This is a genomic window from Stenotrophomonas sp. YJH_SMC_106-19 (assembly GCF_059368375.1).
The window spans coordinates 78,610-99,414 of the sequence record NZ_JCAFRQ010000006.1; the positions used below are offsets into that span (position 1 = coordinate 78,610).

Genomic DNA, 20,805 nt, shown 5'->3' on the forward strand with positions numbered 1-20,805 from the left:
ACCGGCCGGCGCCGGGGGACATTCGCACGCAAGGGCATCCGCCCGGCGCCACACGGAAAAACGCACATACCTGCGCGAAGGGGCAAACACCGCCACCCGGAAACCAGCTGCGCCTAGGCCACCGCCGCCGACTCCGCCCGCGGCAGCTCGAACACGAACGTCGCCCCTGCCTCACTGTCGCGCAGCGCGATGCTGCGGCCATGCAGCTGCACGATACGTTGCACGATCAGCAGCCCCAGGCCACCGTTCTCGCCCCGTCGCGCCCCCAACGCAGCAGGCGCCTGGAACAGCTGCGCACGCACCGCAGCAGCAACGCCGGGACCGTCATCAGAGACGATCACCTCCACGCTGTCAGCCACCGCGCGCAGCCGCACCTCGATCCGCCCTCCCTCCGGCGCATGGCGCAGGGCGTTGTCGAGCAGGTTGGTCAGCACCCGCTCCACCAGACCCAGGTCCGCACGTACCAGCGGCAACCCCTGCGGGAAATCCGCGTGCAACTGCTGGCCGCGCGCCTGCGCCGCCAGCTCGAACTTCTGCAGCACGTCCTGCAGCAGCTCGGGCAGCGCGAACACCTCCCACTCCAGCCGCACCTCGCCGTGTTCCAGGCGTGCCAGCTCGAACAGCGCGCGCGCCAATCGCCCGACCTTCGCACTCTGCGCCAGGGCAATACCCAGATAGCGCCGGCGCTCCTCCGGCGACAGCGTCGCGTCCTTCAACGCCATCGTCTCAAGGTAGCCATGCAGTGAAGACAGCGGCGTGCGCAGATCGTGCGAAATGTTGGCCACCAGCTCGCGCCGCTGCAGGTCCTGCTGGCGCAGCTGCTGCCACTGCTCCCCCAACCGCTGCGCCATCTGCGCATGCGCATGTTCGAGGATGACCAGTTCATCGCGCTCGCCCGGCCGCAGCGGGCCGGGCGGCGGCAGCGGCGTCGGCGCATCGATGTCGAATGCCTGGATGCGACGTGTCAGGCGACGCAGCGGCCGGGTCACCCAGTAGAACGCCACCAGCCCGGCCAGCAGGCCCAGGCTGCCCACCAGCATCACCGACCACAAGGTCGTGTTCCACTGGTTGCTGGCGGCGAGGTCGTCGGCGAGCATCTGCCGGTGCTCGCCCACCAGCACCACGTAGACGTAGCCGGCCTGCCGCCCCTGCACCACCAGCGGCGCCACGCTGAACACCTTGCGACCCTCGCTACTGCGCGGATCGTCGCCCAGGATGGGCAGCGGCGCGCCCGCCAGCAGACGGCGCAGCGGTGCCACGTCCACGCGGTTGCGCATCAGGTGCCCGCTGGGTGCGTCGTGGCCGAGAATGCGACCCTGGTCGTCCAGCAGGTACACCTCGACGCTGGGGTTGACCGCCATCAGTTGCCCGAACAGCGCACGCACCGCCGCATCGCGCATGCCGCTGGTATCCATCAGCTCACTGCGCTGCGCGATGTGCTCGGCCAGCCCCAGCGACAGCCGCTGCACGACTTCCTGCTCGTGCCGTGTGTTCGAGCGCATCTGCAGCGCCAGCAGCGCCATGCAGCACATCAGCATCAGCGCCGCGATCACCGCCGCCAGCTTCTGCCACAGGTTCGGCCGGATCATGCCGCCGCCCCGGCCGGGTCCACCAGCTTGTAGCCCCGGCCCCAGACCGTCAGCAACCGCCGCGGGTTGGCCGGATCGGTTTCGATCTTGCTGCGCAGGCGGTTGATGTGAGTATTGACCGTGTGCTCATAGCCATCGTGCTGGTAGCCCCAGACCTGGTTGAGCAGTTCCATCCGCGCGAACACCTGGCCGGGATGGCGTGCGAAGAACAGCAGCAGGTCGAACTCGCGCGGCGTGAGTTCCAGCGGCTTGCCATCCACGTCGGCAGTACGCGCGACCGGATCCAGCTGCAGTCCTCCCAGCTCGATGGCACCGGCATCGATGCGCGCGTTCTGCGCCATGGCCTCGGCGCGACGCAGCAGGGCACGCACGCGCGCCACCAGCTCCGGCATGGAGAATGGCTTGGCCAGATAATCGTCGGCGCCGAGTTCCAGGCCGACGATACGCTGGGTTTCGCTGCCGCGTGCACTGATGATGATGATCGGGACATAGCGCACCATCGCCCGTGCGCGCTGACAGACCTGCAGGCCATCGACACCGGGCAGCATCACGTCCAGCACCAGCGCGTCCCACGGGCCTTCCTGTTCGAGCAGGCGCAGCCCGCCATCACCGCTGTCGGCGTGGGCGACCTCATACCCCTCATCGCCCAGGTGCATGCGCAGCAGGTCGGCGATGTGGGCATCGTCTTCAACGATCAGGACACGTTTCGGGGACATCGGCAGCTCGGGCCAGGGGGGAGGCTGAGCGCATTGTGGCGCGGGATCGCCGCCGATACCTCACGAAAAATTGAATCCTGCGTGAGGATTCGTTGACCGGAGCAGGCGCAGCATGGCCCCGTCGCCCCTTCCCGGAGTCCGCCATGCCCCTCACCCGCCGCCATCTGCTGGGTCTGGGCGGTATCGCCACCACCGCCGGCCTGCTCGGTCTCGGGGCCTGCAGCCGCGCCGCGCCAGCGGCAGCAGAAACGCGCCCTGCGCGACAGTTCGAGATCATGCGCAGTGATGCTGACTGGCGCCAGCGGCTGACCCCGGCCCAGTACGCAGTGCTGCGCCAGCAGGCGACCGAACGCCCTTGGAGCAGCCCGCTCAACAAGGAACACCGGCAAGGCACGTTCACCTGCGCCGGCTGTGCGCTGCCGCTGTTCTCTTCGTCCACCAAGTTCGAGAGCGGTACTGGCTGGCCCAGCTTCTGGGCACCGTTGCACAACGCTATCGGTGAGGACCGCGACGTCACCTTTGGCATGCTGCGGGTGGAAGTGCATTGCCGCCGCTGCGGCGGCCATCTGGGCCATGTCTTCAACGACGGCCCACGCCCTACCGGCCTGCGCTACTGCATGAACGGCGCGGCGCTGGCCTTCCAGCCCGGACCTGCCGCGCATGACAGCGATGCGGGCTGGCGCGTGCCGGTGGGATCGTCCCCTGCTTCTGGAGCCCGATGATGCTGCTGTTGCTGCTTGCCTATCTTGGCGGTGTGCTGACCCTGCTCAGCCCCTGCATCCTGCCGGTGCTGCCGTTCGTATTCGCGCGTGCTGACCGCCCGTTCCTGCGCAGCACCCTGCCGCTGCTGCTGGGCATGGCGCTGACCTTCACCCTCGTCGCCAGCCTGGCGGCGGTCGGCAGCCAGTGGGTGGCGCAGGCCAACCAGATCGGTCGCTGGATCGCCCTGCTGCTGATGGCGCTGTTCGCGGTGGCGTTGCTGTGGCCCGCACTGGCAGACCATCTGCTGGCGCCGTTGCAGCGTGTCGGCGCGCGGTTGAGCGCACGCGCGGACGCTGCCGATGCCGCCGGGCGCGGCGGTGCCTGGACGTCGCTGCTGATCGGCATCGCCACCGGCCTGCTGTGGGCCCCGTGCGCGGGCCCGATCCTTGGCCTGGTACTGACCGGGGCTGCGCTGCATGGCGCCAGCGCCAGCACCAGTACGCTGCTGCTTGCCTACGCGCTGGGTGCGGTCACCGCGCTGGCATTGGCGGTCTGGATCGGCGGCCGGGTGTTCCGCGCCCTGCAGGCACGGCTGGGGCTGGGCAATCTGCTCCGCCGCGTGCTCGGCGTCGCTGCGCTGCTGGCGGTCGTGGCCATTGCCCTGGGCTGGGACACCGGCCTGCTGACCCGGCTGTCCACCGTCAGCACCGCGCGTATCGAGCAGGGCCTGCTCGATGCGGTACCCGGCGCGCAGCCTTCTGCTCCGCCGATGATGATGATGGGCCCGGCCACTGCAGGCAGCGAGGCACCGCTGCCGGTGGAAGGCACGCTGCCCGCCCTGGACGGCGCCACCGGCTGGCTCAACAGCCCACCGCTGGACGCCACCCAGCTGCGCGGCAAGGTGGTTCTGATCGACTTCTGGACCTATTCCTGCATCAACTGCCTGCGTGCGATGCCGTTCGTGCACGAGTGGCAGCGGCGCTACCGCGATCACGGCCTGGTGGTGATCGGCGTGCACACCCCCGAGTTCGCCTTCGAACGCGACCCGCGCAACGTCATGAAGGCCGTGCAGCAGTTGAAGGTCGACTATCCCGTCGCGCTGGACAACCAGTACGCGATCTGGCGTGCGTTCAACAACCGCTACTGGCCCGCGCACTACTTCGTCGATGCGCAGGGCAACATCCGCGGCCATCAGTTCGGCGAGGGCAACTATGCGCGTTCGGAGCAGGTGATCCGCCGCCTGCTGGCCGAAGCCGGCCAGACCCGGCTGCCACCGCCGGCCGATCCGGCCGCAGCGGACCTGAAGGGCGTGGCCGCGCAGGCGGACATGGGCAACCTGCGCTCGCCGGAGACCTACCTGGGGCATGCGCGCGCCGAGCAGTTCGCCTCGCCAGGCGGGCAACGTGCGGACACGGCATTCGACTACGCGCTGCCACCCGCGCTGGCGCTGAACCAGTGGGGCCTGTCCGGCCGCTGGATCATCGACGACGAGGCGGCACGGCTGCAGCAGCCCGGAGGACGCATCGCCTTCCAGTTCCATGCCCGCGATCTGCATCTGGTGCTCGCGCCACGCCAGGACGGCACGCCGGTGCGCTTCCGCGTCTGGCTGGATGGTCGGCCGTTGCCCGCGGCCGACGCCGGCAGCGACGTTGGCAGCGATGGCAGCGGCGTGATCGACGAACACCGTCTGTACCAGCTGGTGCGCCAGCGCGGCGCCGTCGCGCCACACCGCTTCGAGATCGAATTCCTCGATGCCGGCGCCCAGGCCTACGCCTTCACCTTCGGTTGATCCGGGAGGACACGATGAAGATTTCGTTCGAACAGGGGATCGCCGCCGGCATTGCCGGGCTGGTCGCTACCGCATTGATTGCCGGGGTACTGCTGGTTGATCACGGTGCCATCGCCGCGCCGCTCGAGCGCAGCGCACAGGTGCAGGTGTTGCCTGCGCCCACCGGTGAAGCCGCATTCCGCGATGACGGCACGCACGCCAGCGTAGTGTTTGCCGGCGGCTGCTTCTGGGGCGTGCAGGGCGTGTTCCAGCACGTCAAGGGCGTGAGCAACGCAGTCTCGGGCTACGTCGGCGGCAGCGCGGCGGATGCGCGCTATGAGCGTGTCAGCAGCGGACGCACCGGCCACGCCGAGGCGGTGAAGGTCGACTACGACCCGCGCCAGGTGAGCTACGGCCAGCTGATGCAGGTGTTCTTCTCGGTGGTGCATGACCCGACCCAGCTCGACCGGCAAGGCCCGGACCATGGCAGCCAGTACCGCTCGGCGATCTTCGTCGATGATCCCCGCCAGCAGGCGGCCAGCCGTGCCTACATCACCCAGCTGGGCCAGGCCGGAAGCTATCGCGCGCCCATCGTCACCCAGGTGGGGAGCGGCCAGCGCTTCTATCCGGCCGAGAGCTACCACCAGAACTACATGAGCAACTATCCGCAGGCGGCCTACATCCGCTACTACGACGCTCCGAAGCTGGCGGCACTGGGCAGGCAATTCCCTGCCCTGTATCGCCGGGATCCGGTGCTGGTGCCGATGCGTTGACTGCATGGTGCGCCAGCCCATGCAAAAAAAGGGGCGCGCGGCCATCCAGCCGCGCGCCCTTGAAATATCGGCGGGCACCGATCAGGCCCTGCCGACGAGGACATGCTAGGCTCGGAATCCTCATGGGTACAGCACCAGATGCGGCCGGAACCGATGGATACAGATCAACGCAGCAGCGCGTCCGCTCCTCGCTACCAGCGGCTGTCCGATGAGCTGGCCGAGGCCATCCAGGGAGGGCGCCTGCCGGTCGGCAGCCGCCTGCCATCGCTGCGGCAGATGGCAGCACAGCGTCAGCTCAGCCTCAATACGGTGATCGCCGCCTACCGCCAGCTGGAAGACGCCGGCCTGGTGGTTCCGCGGCCAAAGGCAGGTTTCGAAGTGGCGCCGCGACTGTCAGTGCCGCAACGGTCGCTGCGCGATGCGCCGTCGGCCCCCACCGCGCCGTTGCAGCAGGTGCTGATGGCACGCGTGCTGGAGGCGCAACGCCGTTCCGGGGTGATCGACCTCGCCTTCGCCGGGCCACGCGGGCGCCAGTTCTATCCTGGCGCCCAGCTGGCCCGGCACACCGCCCAGGTATTGCGCCACGGCCAGCAGACGGTCGAAACCTACGCACGCCCCAATGGCTCGCCGCGGCTGCTGGCGCAGATCGTGCGGCGCGGCCCGCGCATGGGCCTGCACACGCACAGCGATCGCCTGCTGCTGACCCACGGTGCGATGGAGGCGCTGCAGCTGGCACTGCGTGCGGTGACCCAGCCCGGCGATTCAGTGGGTATCGAAGCACCGTCGTACTTCAACCTGTATCCGCTGCTGGCCAACCTGGGCCTGCAGGCCATCGAACTGCCGACGCATCCGCAACAGGGCCTGGACGTCGATGCGTTGGAGGCGATGCTGGAGCACACACCGCTGGCCGCGCTGGTGCTGATGCCGACCGTGCACAATCCATTGGGCTGCACCATGCCGGTGGCGGCCAAGCAGCGTCTGGCCGAGCTGGTCAACGCGCGGCAGCTGCCGCTGATCGAGGATGCCGTGTACGCGGAACTGCAGTTCTGCGAGCCACCTGCGCCGCTGCTGAAGGCCTTTGACCGCGACGGCTGGGTGATGGTGGTCGGCGGTTTCTCGAAGACGCTGGCCCCGGACTATCGCATCGGCTGGCTCGACGGCGGGCGCTTCGCTGAACGCATCGCCCTGCTGAAGTTCCAGTCCACGGGCGGCGAGCCGCAGCTGCTGGGTGATGCCGTGGCCGCGTACCTGGAAGGGAGCGGATACGAACATCACCTGCACCGCATGCGGCGCCTGTATCGCGAGCAGGTGGGACGGCTGCGCCAGCTCGTGGCCGAGCATTTCCCGCCTGGCACGCGCGCCACGGAACCACAGGGTGGCTTCCTGCTGTGGCTGGAACTGCCGGGCGTGGACACCCGCGCACTGTTCGAGCGGGCGCTGGAAGAGGGCATCGTGTTCATGCCCGGCCAGGTGTATTCGCGCGGTCCGCGCTACCGGCACTGCCTGCGGCTGTCGTGCTGCCAGACCTTCGACGCACGTTTCATCGCTGCCGTGGAGCGCCTGGGCGCCCTCGCGCGAGAGCTCGCGGCCGGTTGATCGCAGCGGGTCGCAGGCTCCGCTCTACGGGAACTCAGCCCTCATGCAGGTGCATCGCCAGGGCCTGAGCATCGGCGCCCGGCAGGTGCGGCAGCCGTCCCCAGCATGGCATCGGCAACCGCTGCACCAGCGTGGCCACGTTCTCGTCCTGGCGCTGCATGGCCGGATCGATGTGATTGCCGATCCAGCCCAGGCACTCCACGCCGCTGGCCTGCAAGGAGTGCGCGGTCAATCTCGCGTGGTTGACGCAGCCCAGCCGCAGGCCGACCACCAGCACGACCGGCAGGTGCAGTGCACGCACGATGTCGAGCTGGTCCAGGTGGACGGAGACCGGCGCCAGCCATCCCCCTACGCCTTCCACCACCACCACGTCGGCGGTGGCACGCAGGCGCTCGAACGCGGCGACGATCGGTGCCAGGGCGATGTCCACCCCGTCCTCGGCCGCCGCCAGTTCGGGAGCGATCGGCTGCCGCAGGGCATAGGGATTCACGTCGACGTAGTCCGGCACCGGCCGACTGGCCGCCTGCAGCGCCAGCGCATCCTCGTTGCGCAGGCCCTGCCCCAGATCCTGGCTGCCACTGGCCACAGGCTTCATTCCGACCGCTCGCAGGCCACGCCGGCGCAGGGCGTGCAGCAGCGCGGTGCTGGCCGCCGTCTTGCCGATCTCGGTATCGGTGCCGGTGACGAACAGCGCGGATGGCAGGGCAGCGGGCAACGGCATCAAAGGCTCCAGCGGGGCAACAGAGCGTGCATTATCGCTGGCCCGGCACGCTTGCTAGACTGCGGTCATGTTCGCCAATGCCTCGCTTACCGGCAGCAAGCCGGAACAATACGCCCAGCTGCTTGAACAGGCCCGTGGCCTGGTCCATGGAGAGTCCGACCGCATCGCCAACGCGGCCAATCTCTCGGCGCTGGTCTTCCACGCCCTGCCCGACCTGAACTGGGTGGGCTTCTATCTCTACGATGGCCAGGAGCTGGTGGTCGGCCCGTTCCAGGGGCTGCCGGCCTGCGTGCGCATTCCGCTGGACAAGGGCGTGTGTGGTGCCGCGGCCCGCCAGCGCGTGACCCAGCGCGTCGACGATGTCGATGCCTTTCCGGGCCACATCGCCTGCGACTCGGCCTCCCGCTCGGAACTGGTCGTTCCGCTGCTGCGCGGCGATGAACTGATCGGAGTCTTCGACATCGACAGCCCGAAGACCGGTCGCTTCGATGCCGATGACCAGGCCGGACTGGAAGCCATCGCGCGCGTCTTCGTCGAGGCGCTGGGATGAGTGCGCCGAAGCTGCGCAACATCGGTCCGAAAAGTGCGGCGTGGCTGCGCCAGGTCGGTCTGCGCAGCCGTGACGATCTGGCCGCCGTCGGCGCGGTGGGTGCCTTCGTCAAGGTCAAGCGCGCCGGCTTCAAGCCCAGCCTGAACCTGCTCTACTCGCTGGAAGGGGCCCTGCTGGACTGCCATTGGCAGGAACTGGGCGAGCCGCAGCGCGAGGCGCTGGTGCAGGACTACGAAGCGCGCATCGCCGCGCACCCGCTGAAGGCGGCCGGCCCGGCCTCGGGGCCGGTGCACGAGCAGCGATTCGACGCAGACGACGACGCAGAAGAAGACGTGGCCGGAAGCGCCGACGAGGACTGATCGGCGCCGGCCGGATCAGGGCTGCTGCAACTCCAGCAGCTCGCCCACCAGGCCTGCCTCGCCACGCTCCAGCCTGACCCGCAGGCGCGTACCGTGGTCGATGCGCAGCGCCCAGCACAGCGACATCGGCAGGCCGCAGACCTGTGACAGCACCATGCGCAGCGGGCCACCGTGGCTGACCACGACGGTCGGCAGCGGGTCGTCATCGTCGAGCAGGCGGTCGAGCGCACGCGCGATGCGCCGCTCGAAGTGCCCCCAGCTTTCGCCGTTTGGCGGCGGATACGCATGCGGATCAGCATGGAATGCCGCCAGCGCCTGCTCCGGCAGGTCGAACAGTGCCTGCCCGTCCCAGTCGCCGAAGTCGAGTTCTTCCCACTCCTCGTCCGCATCCACGTCCAGCCCGCGCGGGGTGGCCAGCGCCATCGCTGTGTGCAGTGACCGCAGGCGGGGCGAGCTGATCACCCGCTCCCAGGGCTGCGTGGCATAGGCCTCCACCAGTTCCTGTGGCAGGCGGGCCAGCTGCGGTGGATCGCTGCGGCCATCGAGGTACTCGTCGCGACCGTTGCCAGCGTGGCGGACCAGGTCGAGGATCATGCATGCGTCCTGTGCAGGCAACGCGGGGACAGCGGAAAACGGGCGGACATCGGCAACGGCACCACGGGATCAAGCAGCAATTCTAGTGGCTGGGGATCATCAGCTCCACAGACATTGCCGCATATACGCCGCACCGGGCATGCCGATGCCGTAGACTGCGCGCACTTCCAGGTGACCTGCGGCATGGCCGGCAGGTTGAAACGGGAAGCCGGTGACGCGTGAACCCACGCCATGCCGGCGCTGCCCCCGCAACGGTAAGCACGTCAGTTCCAGGCAACACCGCCACTGTGCCAACAGCATGGGAAGGCGCCTGGACGGTGGCCTCGCGCCGCCTGGCGGCAAGCCCGGAGACCGGCCCGGAAGCCTCAGGTCGCGATGCGGTGGGCATGGCGCTGGATGTCCGCAGCACTGCCTGCGGCATCGGCGCTTGCCTGCCTCCGCGGCTCCTCCCCTTCGCCACGCGGGCGTGCGTGGCACCTGGAGTCCCCCGATGAAGCTGCAGTCCCGATTGCTTTCCCTGGCCGTATTGGCCGCCCTGCCCGCGTTGGCCCAGGCCGATGATGGCGCCCGCGCGCTCGATCCCATCCTGGTCACGGCCACCCGCACCCCCATCGCCCTGCAGGACAGCATCGCGCCTGCGCAGGTGATCGACCGGACGCAGATCGAGTCCAGCCAGGCCACTTCGCTGCAGGACCTGCTGCGTGGCCGCGCCGGCATCAACCTCACCAACGCCGGCGGCCTGGGCAAGCAGAGCTCGCTGTTCCTGCGCGGCACCAACTCCGGCCACACGGTGGTGCTGGTCGACGGCATGCGCATCAACAGCGCCGATCTCGGCCTGGCGATGATCCAGGACCTGCCGCTGGCGCAGATCGAACGCGTGGAGATCGTGCGCGGCCCGCAGTCCAGCCTGTATGGCGCCGACGCCATCGGCGGTGTGATCCAGATCTTCACCCGCCGCAACCAGGGCGACTTCGCGCCACATCTGCAGCTGGGCGGTGGCAGCAATGGCCTGCGTGAGGCCAGCGGCGGCATCGGTGGCAGCAGCGAACGCGGCTGGTTCGGCGCCGACATCGCCTACCAGCATTCCGATGGCATCGATGCCTGCCGGGGCTCGGCCACGCTGTTCACCGGCTGCTTCGCCGACGAACCCGACCGCGACGGCTACCGCAACCTCTCCAAGAGCCTGCGCGGCGGCTACAACTTCAACGAGCAGTGGACGGTGGAGGGCAGCGCGCTGCGCGCCGACGGCCAGAACCACTACGACGGCTACTACAACTACTCCGAGACGCGCCAGCAGGTACTGTCCGGCAAGGTCCGCTACACGCCGGCCGAACGGCTGGTGCTGACCGCCAACGTCGGTCGCAGTGACAACGAATCGGACAACGTCGGCGCGGACGACGTGCATGGCAGCGCGCAGACGCATCGTGACAGCGCGTCGCTGCAGGGCGACTTCGGCGTGGCCGAAGGCCAGCTGCTGAGTGCCGGTGTGGACTGGAGTGAGGACAACCTGGACGGCAGCAGTGCCGGCTATCGTGTCGACAGCCGTCGCAACACCGGTGTGTTCGTGCAGTACCAGGGGCGCTTCGGCCGACACCAGTTGCAGGCCAGCGCGCGCAACGACGACAACCAGCAGTTCGGCAACCATGCCACCGGCAGCATCGGCTGGGCGATGGAGCTGGATCACGGCCTGCGCATCAACGCCAGCTACGGCACGGCCTTCAAGGCACCCACCTTCAGCGACCTGTATGACCCGTGGAGCGGCGTGCCGACACTGGATCCTGAGAAGTCGAAGAGCGCCAACCTGGGCATTTCGCAGCAGGGCCAGGGCTGGCGCTGGGGCCTGGATGTGTACGAGACCCGCATCGATGACCTGATCACCTACGATGCAGCCACCTTCAGGATGCAGCAGGTGGAGAAGGCGCGCATCCGCGGTGCCGAACTGACCGGCGGCGTCGTGCTGGCCGGCTTCGACATCGCTGCACAGCTGAGCTACACCGACCCGCGCAACCGCACGAACGGCAGCAGCCAGTTCGACAACTGGCTGCCGCGCCGTGCACAGCAGACGGCACGGCTGGATGTGGATCGCCGCTTCGGCGCATTCCGTGCCGGCCTGACCGTACAGGGTGCGGGCAAGCGCTATGACGATGCCGCCAACACGGTGAAGGTCGGCGGCTATGGCACGTTGGATCTGCGCGCCGAGTACGCGCTCACGCCATCGTGGTCGCTGCTGGCCCGGGCAACCAATGTGTTCGACCGCAGGTACGAGACCGTGGCGTGGTTCAACCAGCCGGGCCGCGAGTATCAGCTGAGCGTGCGCTACCAGCCGAAATGAGCAGGCGCGCCGGGCGCAGGCCCGGCGCTATACCGGGATGCGCGCGGCCAGGCCCGGCAGTTCGCGCAGATCGTCGATCACCGCCACCGCAGCTGCGGTGGCCAGGTCCAGGCCACGCGGGTAGCCGTAGCGCACCAGCGCGATCGGCATTCCCGCGTCTTCCGCCGCGCGGTAGTCGGTCAACGAATCACCCACCATCAGGCATGCATTCACCGGCAAGCGGAAGTGTGCCGCGATGTGCCGCAGTGGTTCACCGCTGGGCTTGCGCTGTGGCAGCGAATCGCCGCCCAGCACCAGCGCGAACGCATCGCCGATGCCCAGATGCTGCAGCAGCGGCGGCACCAGCGCTGCAGGCTTGTTGGTGCAGATGGCCAGCGGCACAGCACGTCCCCGCAGCTGCGCCAGTGCTTCGGCCACACCGTCGAACAGGCGTGGGCTGCGCAGCAGGCACTCACGGTAATGCACCATGAACACCGGCATGACCTCGGCCAGATCGACCTGCCGCCCTGCGGCATGCACGGCCTGCTCGACCAGCCGGCGGACACCGTCGCCAATCCAGCCCAGCACGGTGGCTTCCGGCACACGGGCCAGGCCGATGTCCTCCAGCGTGCGGTTCAGGGCTTCGGCGATATCGGCGGCGCTGTCGACCAGCGTGCCATCGAGGTCGAATACGACCAGCGGATAGGGATACGACACGCAACGCACCTGTACGACGTGGGGCCGCTCATTGTATGCCGTGTGCGCATCGCACCGGGATGTCATGCAGGTTCCACACGCGCCGGTCGCCAGTCCAGATCCTGGAAGGCCGGGCTGGCGAAACACTCGCCCAGGAAGTCGAGGAACCGCCGCATGATCGCCGACTGCTGGCGACGCGATGCGTACACCGCATGAATGCCCAGCTCGTCCAGGGTATACACCGGCAGCAGTTCCACCAGCTCGCCACTGCGCAGCAACGGCGCCACCTGGTAGGTGGGCAGCATCGCAATGCCGGCGCTGGCGCGAACGGCTTCGAGCAGCAATGACGCTTCGTTGGCGCTGATGTTGCCGCCCACCGCCACCGACTGCGAACGTCCGTCGCGGTGCAGGTGCCACAGGCTCTTGCCCACGTAGTGATGGGTCAGGCAGTTGTGTGCGGCCAGATGTTCCGGGGCGGTCGGCGTGCCGCGCACCTCCAGGTAACCGGGCGTGGCGCACAGCACCGAGCGGCATGTGGCCAGCCGCCGCGCGATCAGGCTGGGGTCGATCTGCCGGGCGATGCGTACCGCCAGATCCACCCGCTCCTCGACCAGATTCACCGTGCGATCGACCAGCAGCAGTTCGATGCGCGCCGCCGGATGACGCTTGACGAAGTCGGCGACGGCGCGCGCCAGATGGCTCTGCCCGAACGAGACGCTGGCGGTCACCCGCAGCGTGCCATGCGGTTCGGGATCGTCGCTGGCCAGTTCGCCCTGCAGCGCCTCGCCGATCTCCAGCATCTGCCGGAAGCGCGCCAGCGCCGCCTCCCCCGGGCCGGTCAGGCTGACCCGGCGCGTGGTCCGGTGCAGCAGGCGCGCCCCCAGCCAGGCCTCCACCTCGGCGAGGTAACGGGTGACCATCGCCCGCGACATGTCCAGCACCTCAGCGGCGGCCGTGAGGCTGCCGCGCTCGGCCACCTCGATGAATACGGTCATGGCGGTCAGTCGATCCATCTGCTCGATTCATGCAACAAACAAGCGCGTTATACGCTGTTTTTCGGACAATTACAGCGTCCTACAGTGGCCCCGTCGTCTTCCCCTCCCCTTGCTTATGGAGTTCGCCATGAAAATCGCCCTCGTCGGTGCCACCGGCAACATCGGCCGCCAGATCGCGCGCCACGCGCTGGCCGCCGGCCACGAATTGACCCTGATCGTGCGCAGCACGCAGGACCTGCCGGCGGAGCTGGCCGGTGCCCATCCGGTGATCGCCGCGCTGGATGATCCCGACGCGCTGGCCGCGGCCATCGCCGGCCACGACGTGCTGGCCAGCGCCTACGGGCCACGTCCGGGCGATGACATCAGCCGCGTCGGCGAAGTGGCCGGACAGCTGGCAGCCGCGGCACGCAAGGCCGGGGTGCCGCGCCTGGTCGTGGTCGGCGGTGCCGGCAGCCTGGAAGTGGCACCGGGTGTCCAGCTGGTCGATACGCCGGATTTCCCGGAGGCGTACAAGCCTTATGCCCTGGCCCACCGCGAAGCACTCAAGCGCCTGCAGGCGGTAGACGACCTCGACTGGACGTTCTTCTCGCCGGCCGCGGAAATCGGACCGGGCGAAGAGCGTGGCCAGTACCGCGTGCAGGCCAAGGCCTTCCTCGCCGACGCCAGCGGCCACAGCCGCATCAGCTACGCCGACTATGGCGCTGCCTTCGTGGCGGAACTCGAGGCGCATGCCTACCCGAAGCAGATCATCACTGCGGCGTACTGATCGACCTACATGCCGGGCATGGCCCGGCGCTGCACAAGGAGTTCCGCATGCGTTCCGTTGCCCTGCTGCTTCCGCTTGCACTGGTCACCAGCTTTGCCAGCGCCCCGCTGCTGGCCGCACCGGCTGCCCCGGCGCCGGCCACGGCGGCGAAATCACAGCTGCACCTGCAGTACTTCCATCCTGGCCCGCAGGCGATGTTCTCCGTGTCATCGGTGCTGATCGAAGGCCGCCACGATGCGATCCTGATCGACGCGCAGTTCGCGGCCAGCGACGCGCGCAGGCTGGTCGAGCTGGTCCGTGCCAGCGGCAAGCAGCTGACCACGATCTACATCAGCCATGGCGATCCGGATTACTACTTCGGCCTGGCCACGCTGCAGACCGCCTTCCCGCACGCACGCATCGTCGCCACGGCGCAGACCGTGGCCCACATCCAGCAGACCCACGCCGGCAAGCGTGCCTACTGGGGCCCGAAGATGGGGGCCGACGCACCGGCGCGCATCGTTGTGCCGCAGGTGCTGGAGGGCGACGCGCTGCTGCTGGAAGGGCAGCGCCTGCCCTTGATCGGACTCGATGGCCCTACGCCGGACCGCAGCGTGCTGTGGGTGCCTTCACTGCGCGCGATCGTCGGTGGCATCCCCGTGGTCGCCGGCGAGCATGTGTGGATGGCCGACACGCAGACCCCGAAGTCGCATGCCGACTGGCTGCAGACCCTGCAGCGACTGCAGGCACTGAAGCCGCAGGTGGTGGTACCGGGCCATTACGCGCAAGGGGCGGCGCTGGACGCCAGTGCGCTGCGCTTCACCGCCGGGTACATCCGTGCGTTCGACGCGGAAGCGGCCAAAGCGAAGGACAGCCAGGCGCTGGTGAAGGCGATGCAGGCGCGTTACCCGCGGCTGGAGGGCGTGGAATCGCTGCAGCTGAGCGCGAAGGTGGCCAAGGGCGAAATGCAGTGGCCGTGAGGCAGGACCGCGGTCAGGGGCGGTGCGGATCGTTCAACGCCTGCTCGAACAGCTCCCCCTGCACCACCGGTTCCTTGTCGCGGAAACCGCCCAGGCCGACGCCCACCAGGCGATAGCGCGTGTCGGCCGGCAGGTCCACGCGCGCGCGCAGCGCCAGCGCGGCATCGCGCAGCTCCTCCATCGATTCCGGCGGGCGGTCCGGGGTGAAGCTGCGGGTAAGGATGCGGAACTGCGCCGTCTTCAGCTTCAGCACCACGGTGTGGCCCACGCGTTCCGTCCGGCGCGTGGCGTTCCAGGTCTTCTCTGCCAGCTGCACGATGGCCTCGCCCAGGTCTTCAAGCAGTAGGTCCTCGGCAAAGGTGTCCTCGGAAGAGATCGACTGCACCGGCTGGTCCGGCTCCACCGGCCGTTCATCGACGCCGCGTGCACGGTTGTAGAGGCTGCGGCCGAAGCTGCCGAACGCGTCTTCCAGATCCGCCAGCGCCCATTGCCGCAGGTCACCGCAGGTGATGATGCCGCGCGCCGTCAGTTTGCCTTCCATCACCTTGCCCACGCCGGGCACGCGGCTGACCGGCAGCGGCGCCAGGAATGCGTCCACCCGTTGCGGTGGAATCACGAACTGGCCGTCGGGCTTGCGCCAGTCCGAGGCGATCTTGGCCAGGAACTTGTTCGGCGCGATGCCCGCTGAAGCGGTCAGCTGGGTCTCGTCGCGGATCTGTGCGCGGATCGTGCGTGCGATCTCGGTTGCCAGCTCGATGCCACTTTTCGGCTCGGTCACGTCCAGATAGGCCTCATCCAGCGACAGCGGCTCGACCAGGTCGGTATGGCGCAGGAAAATCTCGCGCACCTGGCGCGACACGGCCTTGTAACGCGCGAAGTCCGGCGGCACGAAGATCGCGTCCGGGCACAGGCGCTCGGCACGCATCGCCGGCATCGCCGAACGCACGCCGAACACGCGCGCTTCGTAGGACGCCGCGCATACCACCGAGCGCGCACCGCGCCACGCCACCACCACCGGCCTGCCGCGCAGTGAGGGATCGTCGCGCTGCTCCACCGACGCGTAGAAGGCGTCCATGTCGACGTGGATGATCTTGCGCAGTCGGGTCATGTCAGGTGTACGGGGCGGGTTCGGCGTGGGTGGGCCACACGCCGAGGTATGGTCGTTGCACATCAACAGGATGCGCGTATTCCATTGAAAACACTACGGTTGCGTACGGTTGAAATGTTTGATCGGCAGCGCTTCCAAGGGCATTCTCGAGCACTTGTATCCCTGTTCGTCGCTTCCAGGATTGCGTTTCATGACTCGTCTCCACGCGTTCAACCGCGACCAGCTGCTGGCCAGCGCACGCGGTGAACTGTTCGGCGCCGCCGCCGGCCGTCTGCCCAACGACCCGATGCTGATGTTCGACCGCATCACCGACATTCGCGAGGACGGCGGCCCGCATGGCAAGGGCATGGTACGCGCCGAACTGGATATCCGCCCGGACCTGTGGTTCTTCGGCTGCCACTTCATCGGCGACCCGGTGATGCCCGGCTGTCTGGGCCTGGATGCGATGTGGCAGCTGACCGGCTTCTACCTGACCTGGCTGGGTGCTCCCGGCAAGGGCCGCGCCCTGGGCTGCGGCGAGGTCAAGTTCACCGGCCAGGTACTGCCGGACGCCAAGCGCGTGCGCTACGAGATCGACATCACGCGCGTCATCAACCGCAAGCTGGTGATGGCCCAGTCCGACGCCCGCATGTATGTGGACGATCGCGAGATCTACAACGCTCGCGACCTGCGCGTGGGCCTGTTCACTGAAACCGGGAGCTTCTGATGCGTCGTGTCGTCATCACCGGCATGGGCATCACGTCCTGCCTCGGCAATGATCTGGATACCGTCTCTTCCGCACTGCGCGAGGGGCGTGCCGGCATCACCGCGTTGGCCGACCACGCCGAAGCGGGCCTGCGCAGCCAGATCGGCGGCCGTGTCGACCTCGACCTGGACGCCCTGATCGACCGCAAGCAGAAGCGCTTCATGAGCGATGCAGCAGCGTTCGCCTACATCGCCATGCGCGATGCCATCGCCGATGCCGGGCTGGACGAGGCGCAGGTCAGTGGCCTGCGCACCGGCCTGATCGCCGGCTCCGGCGGCGGCTCCAGCGAGTGGCAGATCGGCGCGGTCGATCTGCTGCGTGCACGTGGCGTGCGCAAGGTCGGCCCGTACATGGTGCCGCGCACGATGTGCTCCACCGTGTCGGCGTGCCTGGCCACCGCGTTCCAGATCAAGGGCGTGAGCTACTCGCTGTCGGCGGCCTGCGCGACGTCGGCGCACTGCATCGGCGCCGCCGCGGACATGATCCGGCACGGCGCGCAGGACATCATGTTCGCCGGCGGTGGTGAAGACCTGCACTGGTCGATGAGCGTGATGTTCGATGCGATGGGCGCGCTGTCGACCAGTTTCAACGACACCCCGGCCAACGCGTCGCGCCCCTACGACAAGGACCGCGACGGCTTCGTCATCGCCGGTGGTGGCGGCATGCTGGTGCTGGAAGACTACGATCATGCGGTTGCGCGCGGCGCACGCATTTATGCCGAGCTGATCGGTTATGGCGTGACATCCGATGGTGCGGACATGGTGGCACCGTCCGGCGAGGGCGCGGTGCGCTGCATGAAGATGGCACTGCAGAACGTGGACCGCCCGCTGGACTACCTCAACACGCACGGTACCTCGACCCCGCTGGGCGATGTCACCGAACTCAACGCGATCCGCGAGGTGTTCGGCGAGGCCGTGCCGCCGCTGTCCTCGACCAAGGCGCTGTCCGGCCATTCGCTGGGCGCGGCCAGCGTGCACGAAGCCATCTACTGCCTGCTGATGATGCGCGATGGCTTTGTTGCCGGCTCGGCCAACATCAGCGAGCTGGACCCGGCGGTGGAAGGCTTCCCGATCCTGCGCGAAAGCCGCGCACAGGTGCTGGACACGGTGATGTCCAACAGTTTCGGCTTCGGCGGCACCAACGCGGCCCTGGTGTTCGGTCGGGTCTGATCGCCCGCCATTGGCCTGCACGGTCGCCGGGCATGGCCCGGCGCTACCGCGTAGTCGGCAGCACCGCCTCTGGTAGCGCCGGGCCATGCCCGGCGCAAAGACAGCGCGCGCCTACGCCGGGCGCGGCAGCAGCGGCAGCAGCAGGGCGTGCGCGTCGCGCAGCGAGCCGACGATGCGATGGCCGAGCGCGCGCAGTTCCTCATCGGGATGCACCAGGTCCGGCACCTGGATCACGGTCATGCCTGCGGCCAACGCCGCACGGGTCCCCGCAGGTGAGTCCTCCAGCGCCAGGCAGCGCTCCGGCGCCTGCCCCAGCCGCTGTGCGGCCAGCAGGTAAATGTCCGGCGCCGGCTTCGGCCGCGCCACGTCGCCACTGGTGATCACTGCATCGAAGTACGGCAGCAGACCGGCAGCGCCCAGCTTGCGGTTGGCCCGCGGCTGACGCGTGGTGGTCGCCACCGCACGCGGAATCGCATGCGCCTTCAGCAGTTCCAGCAGCTCCAGGATGCCCGGCCGCAGAGGCAGGCCGGTCTGCGTGCGTTGCTCATACAGATCATGGCAGCGCAGCGCCATCGCCTCGATCACACTGTCCTCCACGCCCTGCTGGCGCAGCAGCGATTGGCTGTCGCGATCGCCAAGGCCGACCATGCGCACGAAGAAGGATGCATCCAGCGGCAGGCCGAACGCTTCGGCAGCCTCACACCAGCAGGCGATGGACACCCGCTCGCTGTCGATCATCAGGCCGTCCATGTCGAAGATGACGGCGTCGGGAAGAAACGGCAGCGCAGCGATGACAGTCATGGAGCGAACAGCGTATCCAGGTCGGTGGAGGTCAGCAGCCGCCATTGCCCCTCGGCCAGCCCCTCCAGGTCCAGGCCACCGACGCGGCTGCGGTGCAGTGCCTGCACATGGTTGCCGGTAGCGGCGAACATGCGGCGCACCTGATGGTAGCGGCCTTCATGCAGTACCAGGCGCGCCTTGCGTGGACCCAGCACCTCCAGTTCAGCCGGCAGCAGGGCGGTCTTCTCCGACTCCAGCATCAGCGTGCCGCTGGCGAACAGGGCCACTTCGTCGCCGCGCAGGTCTTGGGCCAGCTCCACCTCGTAGACCTTGGGCAGTTTCGACTTCGGCGAGATGATCCGGTGCAGCAGGCCGCCATCATCGGTCAACAGCAGCAGGCCGCTGGTGTCGCGGTCCAGCCGGCCGACCGTGGACAGCACCGGGTCGCGGTCGCGGAAACGCGGCGGCAGCAGATCGTAGATCAGGCGGCCGGTGTCCTTGGTCGAGCAGGTGTAGCCGGCCGGCTTGTGCAGCGCGATCGACAGCCCCGGCGGCGGATCCAGCGGCTCGCCGTCGACCCGCACGGCCTCGTGCGGCACCTGGTCGTCGGCATACAGCACCTCGCCGTCGGCGTCGGTGATACGGCCTTCGCGGAACATCCACTGCACCTGCTTGCGGCTGCCATAGCCCAGGTTGGCGATGTGCTTGACCAGCTTCATCGGCCCTTCCCCTTTACCGCTTCGACCAGCTTGAACCCGTCACGCTCGGCGACCACGCGCACCGCGCCGAAGCTGTCGTTGAGCGTGTGTTCGTACGGCAGGTGGCGGTTGGCCACCACATACAGGCGACCACCCGGGCGCAGCGCCTGCGCCGCCACGGCGATGAAGCGCTGGCCGATATCCGGCCGGTCCGCGCGCGACGGGGTATGGAACGGCGGATTGCTGATGATGACGTCGTACCCCGGCTCGATGCCGGCGGTGACGTCCCGCCACAGGAAGCCCAGCGGCAGCGGGCGCGGCGGTGGTGCAAGATTCAGCTCGGCCAGTGCCAGGGCCCGCTGCTCGGCTTCGTACAGATCCAGCGCGGTGATCTTCGGGCAACGCTCCAGCAGCTCGCGCGACAGGTAGCCATAGCCGGCCCCGAGGTCGGCCGCGCGTCCGGCCAGATCGGCCGGAAGGTGCTCGGCCAGCAGCGCCGAAGCCGGGTCGATGCGGTCCCAGGCGAACACGCCCGGGCGGCTGAGGAAGCGGCCACCCACGATCGGCCGCACCGCATCCAGCGCGCTCCAGCGCTTGGCCAGATCGGCATCGTGCTGGCCCTGCAGTGGCGGGGTCCAGTACACCCGGCAATGGTTCTTGGTCAGGCTGCCGCCGAGGCCGGCCAGCTGCTTGAGGTCGCCTTCGCCGGAGCGCGCGCCCTCGTTGTTGGACTGGCAGGCGACGATGCGGCCCCCTTCTGCGGCCAATGCCAGGGCACGGGCGAACAGCGCGCGGGCCTCCTCGCGCTGGCGCGGCGGCAGCACCAGCACCAGCGGGTAGCGGCCCCGGCCCGCGACATCGTCAAGCTGGCCGCTGACGGTCCAGCCGGCGGCCTGCTGCAGGGGCTGCGCGAACGGCGCAAAACTCTGCTCGCAGTGCACCTCGCGCCCGCCGGCCTGCTCACGCAGTGGCCAGCCGTCGCGGGCACGCAGGAACGCAACCGGCCCGTCCGGCCAGCGCAGCGCGCCTTGGGAGAACGGCAGGAACAGGGTCTGCAGGGGGGCGTCGTCGCTGGCGGCCATCGGCGCGGTTACTTGAAGCGTGAGGGCCGTCCATTGTACCGGCTCGCGCGGTCCGGCCCGGCAGGCCACTTTGCGAAACTTCAACGGGGCATTGATGCCCCAGCAACATCGGACCCTTCAGGGTAGAG

21 protein-coding genes and 1 riboswitch are annotated in these 20,805 nt (G+C 68.6%); of the genes, 11 read left to right on the forward strand and 10 right to left on the reverse strand.

Annotated elements, in window-relative coordinates; translation table 11 throughout:
• Nucleotides 1–113 precede the first annotated feature (113 nt).
• The gene (locus AC5P5M_RS15960) at nt 114–1,589 is read right to left on the reverse strand and encodes a sensor histidine kinase (RefSeq protein WP_065175368.1); all 1,476 of its coding nucleotides are present in this window, start codon (nt 1,587–1,589) and stop codon (nt 114–116) included.
• Nucleotides 1,586–2,305: a response regulator transcription factor gene (locus AC5P5M_RS15965; RefSeq protein WP_495206140.1), complete on the reverse strand. Its 720-nt coding sequence runs from the start codon at nt 2,303–2,305 to the stop codon at nt 1,586–1,588. Before AC5P5M_RS15965 ends, AC5P5M_RS15960 begins: the two co-directional genes overlap by 4 nt.
• Nucleotides 2,306–2,448: 143 nt before the next feature.
• On the opposite strand from AC5P5M_RS15965, the gene msrB reads away from it, so the two are divergent.
• From msrB to AC5P5M_RS15985, 4 genes are all read left to right on the forward strand, one after another.
• Complete coding sequence (msrB, locus tag AC5P5M_RS15970; RefSeq protein ID WP_053518289.1) at nt 2,449–3,027, forward strand: peptide-methionine (R)-S-oxide reductase MsrB; 579 nt, start codon at nt 2,449–2,451, stop codon at nt 3,025–3,027.
• Entirely contained in the window at nt 3,027–4,796 is a 1,770-nt protein-coding gene (locus tag AC5P5M_RS15975) for a cytochrome c biogenesis protein DipZ (RefSeq protein WP_065175369.1), read from the forward strand. Before msrB ends, AC5P5M_RS15975 begins: the two co-directional genes overlap by 1 nt.
• Before the next feature lie 14 nt (nt 4,797–4,810).
• Nucleotides 4,811–5,548 carry a peptide-methionine (S)-S-oxide reductase MsrA gene (msrA, locus tag AC5P5M_RS15980; RefSeq protein ID WP_053518286.1) on the forward strand — a complete coding sequence of 246 codons (738 nt, stop codon included), beginning with the start codon at nt 4,811–4,813 and terminating at the stop codon, nt 5,546–5,548.
• 153 nt (nt 5,549–5,701) lie between these two features.
• Nucleotides 5,702–7,144, forward strand: a complete 1,443-nt coding sequence (locus AC5P5M_RS15985; protein WP_164150978.1) for an aminotransferase-like domain-containing protein — start codon at nt 5,702–5,704, stop codon at nt 7,142–7,144.
• A gap of 34 nt (nt 7,145–7,178) precedes the next feature.
• Here AC5P5M_RS15985 and bioD read toward each other — a convergent pair whose 3' ends face one another.
• The gene (gene bioD, locus AC5P5M_RS15990; protein WP_414487735.1) at nt 7,179–7,865 is read right to left on the reverse strand and encodes a dethiobiotin synthase; all 687 of its coding nucleotides are present in this window, start codon (nt 7,863–7,865) and stop codon (nt 7,179–7,181) included.
• A 67-nt stretch (nt 7,866–7,932) separates the two neighbouring features.
• Between bioD and AC5P5M_RS15995 the strand changes: the two genes are divergently transcribed.
• The gene (locus tag AC5P5M_RS15995; protein WP_053518280.1) at nt 7,933–8,415 is read left to right on the forward strand and encodes a GAF domain-containing protein; all 483 of its coding nucleotides are present in this window, start codon (nt 7,933–7,935) and stop codon (nt 8,413–8,415) included.
• Nucleotides 8,412–8,774, forward strand: a complete 363-nt coding sequence (locus tag AC5P5M_RS16000) for a TfoX/Sxy family protein (protein WP_253119835.1) — start codon at nt 8,412–8,414, stop codon at nt 8,772–8,774. The genes AC5P5M_RS15995 and AC5P5M_RS16000 overlap by 4 nt, the downstream gene beginning before the upstream one ends.
• 15 nt (nt 8,775–8,789) lie before the next feature.
• Here the strand turns inward: AC5P5M_RS16000 and AC5P5M_RS16005 are convergent, their stop codons facing one another.
• Complete coding sequence (locus tag AC5P5M_RS16005; protein WP_065175373.1) at nt 8,790–9,368, reverse strand: histidine phosphatase family protein; 579 nt, start codon at nt 9,366–9,368, stop codon at nt 8,790–8,792.
• A 152-nt stretch (nt 9,369–9,520) separates the two neighbouring features.
• A riboswitch (cobalamin riboswitch) is annotated at nt 9,521–9,742 on the forward strand.
• A 116-nt stretch (nt 9,743–9,858) separates the two neighbouring features.
• Between AC5P5M_RS16005 and btuB the strand changes: the two genes are divergently transcribed.
• Entirely contained in the window at nt 9,859–11,700 is a 1,842-nt protein-coding gene (btuB, locus tag AC5P5M_RS16010; protein ID WP_065175374.1) for a TonB-dependent vitamin B12 receptor, read from the forward strand.
• 27 nt (nt 11,701–11,727) lie between these two features.
• On the opposite strand, the gene gph is transcribed toward btuB, so the two are convergent.
• Both gph and AC5P5M_RS16020 read right to left on the reverse strand, forming a co-directional pair.
• A complete protein-coding gene (gene gph / locus AC5P5M_RS16015; protein WP_065175375.1) occupies nt 11,728–12,396 on the reverse strand; it encodes a phosphoglycolate phosphatase in 669 nt (222 codons plus the stop codon).
• Nucleotides 12,397–12,458: 62 nt separating this feature from the next.
• Nucleotides 12,459–13,388, reverse strand: coding sequence for a LysR family transcriptional regulator (locus AC5P5M_RS16020; RefSeq protein ID WP_495206141.1), 930 nt, complete (start codon nt 13,386–13,388; stop codon nt 12,459–12,461).
• Between the two features lie 109 nt (nt 13,389–13,497).
• Here AC5P5M_RS16020 and AC5P5M_RS16025 point away from each other — a divergent pair, with 109 nt between their 5' ends.
• A complete protein-coding gene (locus AC5P5M_RS16025; RefSeq protein WP_065175377.1) occupies nt 13,498–14,136 on the forward strand; it encodes an NAD(P)-dependent oxidoreductase in 639 nt (212 codons plus the stop codon).
• Between the two features lie 47 nt (nt 14,137–14,183).
• Nucleotides 14,184–15,095, forward strand: a complete 912-nt coding sequence (locus AC5P5M_RS16030) for an MBL fold metallo-hydrolase (RefSeq protein WP_495206142.1) — start codon at nt 14,184–14,186, stop codon at nt 15,093–15,095.
• Between the two features lie 13 nt (nt 15,096–15,108).
• Here the strand turns inward: AC5P5M_RS16030 and dinB are convergent, their stop codons facing one another.
• On the reverse strand, nt 15,109–16,203 hold the full coding sequence (dinB, locus tag AC5P5M_RS16035; RefSeq protein WP_065175379.1) for a DNA polymerase IV: 1,095 nt from the start codon (nt 16,201–16,203) through the stop codon (nt 15,109–15,111).
• A gap of 190 nt (nt 16,204–16,393) precedes the next feature.
• On the opposite strand from dinB, the gene fabA reads away from it, so the two are divergent.
• The gene (gene fabA / locus AC5P5M_RS16040) at nt 16,394–16,909 is read left to right on the forward strand and encodes a 3-hydroxyacyl-[acyl-carrier-protein] dehydratase FabA (protein ID WP_053518264.1); all 516 of its coding nucleotides are present in this window, start codon (nt 16,394–16,396) and stop codon (nt 16,907–16,909) included.
• The gene (gene fabB, locus AC5P5M_RS16045) at nt 16,909–18,117 is read left to right on the forward strand and encodes a beta-ketoacyl-ACP synthase I (protein WP_164150991.1); all 1,209 of its coding nucleotides are present in this window, start codon (nt 16,909–16,911) and stop codon (nt 18,115–18,117) included. The genes fabA and fabB overlap by 1 nt, the downstream gene beginning before the upstream one ends.
• 111 nt (nt 18,118–18,228) lie before the next feature.
• Here fabB and AC5P5M_RS16050 read toward each other — a convergent pair whose 3' ends face one another.
• The 3 genes from AC5P5M_RS16050 to AC5P5M_RS16060 are packed head-to-tail and all read right to left on the reverse strand — an operon-like array spanning nt 18,229 to nt 20,677.
• A complete protein-coding gene (locus tag AC5P5M_RS16050) occupies nt 18,229–18,918 on the reverse strand; it encodes an HAD family hydrolase (RefSeq protein WP_193396637.1) in 690 nt (229 codons plus the stop codon).
• The gene (locus AC5P5M_RS16055) at nt 18,915–19,616 is read right to left on the reverse strand and encodes a pseudouridine synthase (RefSeq protein WP_065175382.1); all 702 of its coding nucleotides are present in this window, start codon (nt 19,614–19,616) and stop codon (nt 18,915–18,917) included. Before AC5P5M_RS16055 ends, AC5P5M_RS16050 begins: the two co-directional genes overlap by 4 nt.
• The gene (locus AC5P5M_RS16060; RefSeq protein ID WP_495206143.1) at nt 19,613–20,677 is read right to left on the reverse strand and encodes a class I SAM-dependent methyltransferase; all 1,065 of its coding nucleotides are present in this window, start codon (nt 20,675–20,677) and stop codon (nt 19,613–19,615) included. Before AC5P5M_RS16060 ends, AC5P5M_RS16055 begins: the two co-directional genes overlap by 4 nt.
• Between the last annotated feature and the right edge of the window lie 128 nt (nt 20,678–20,805).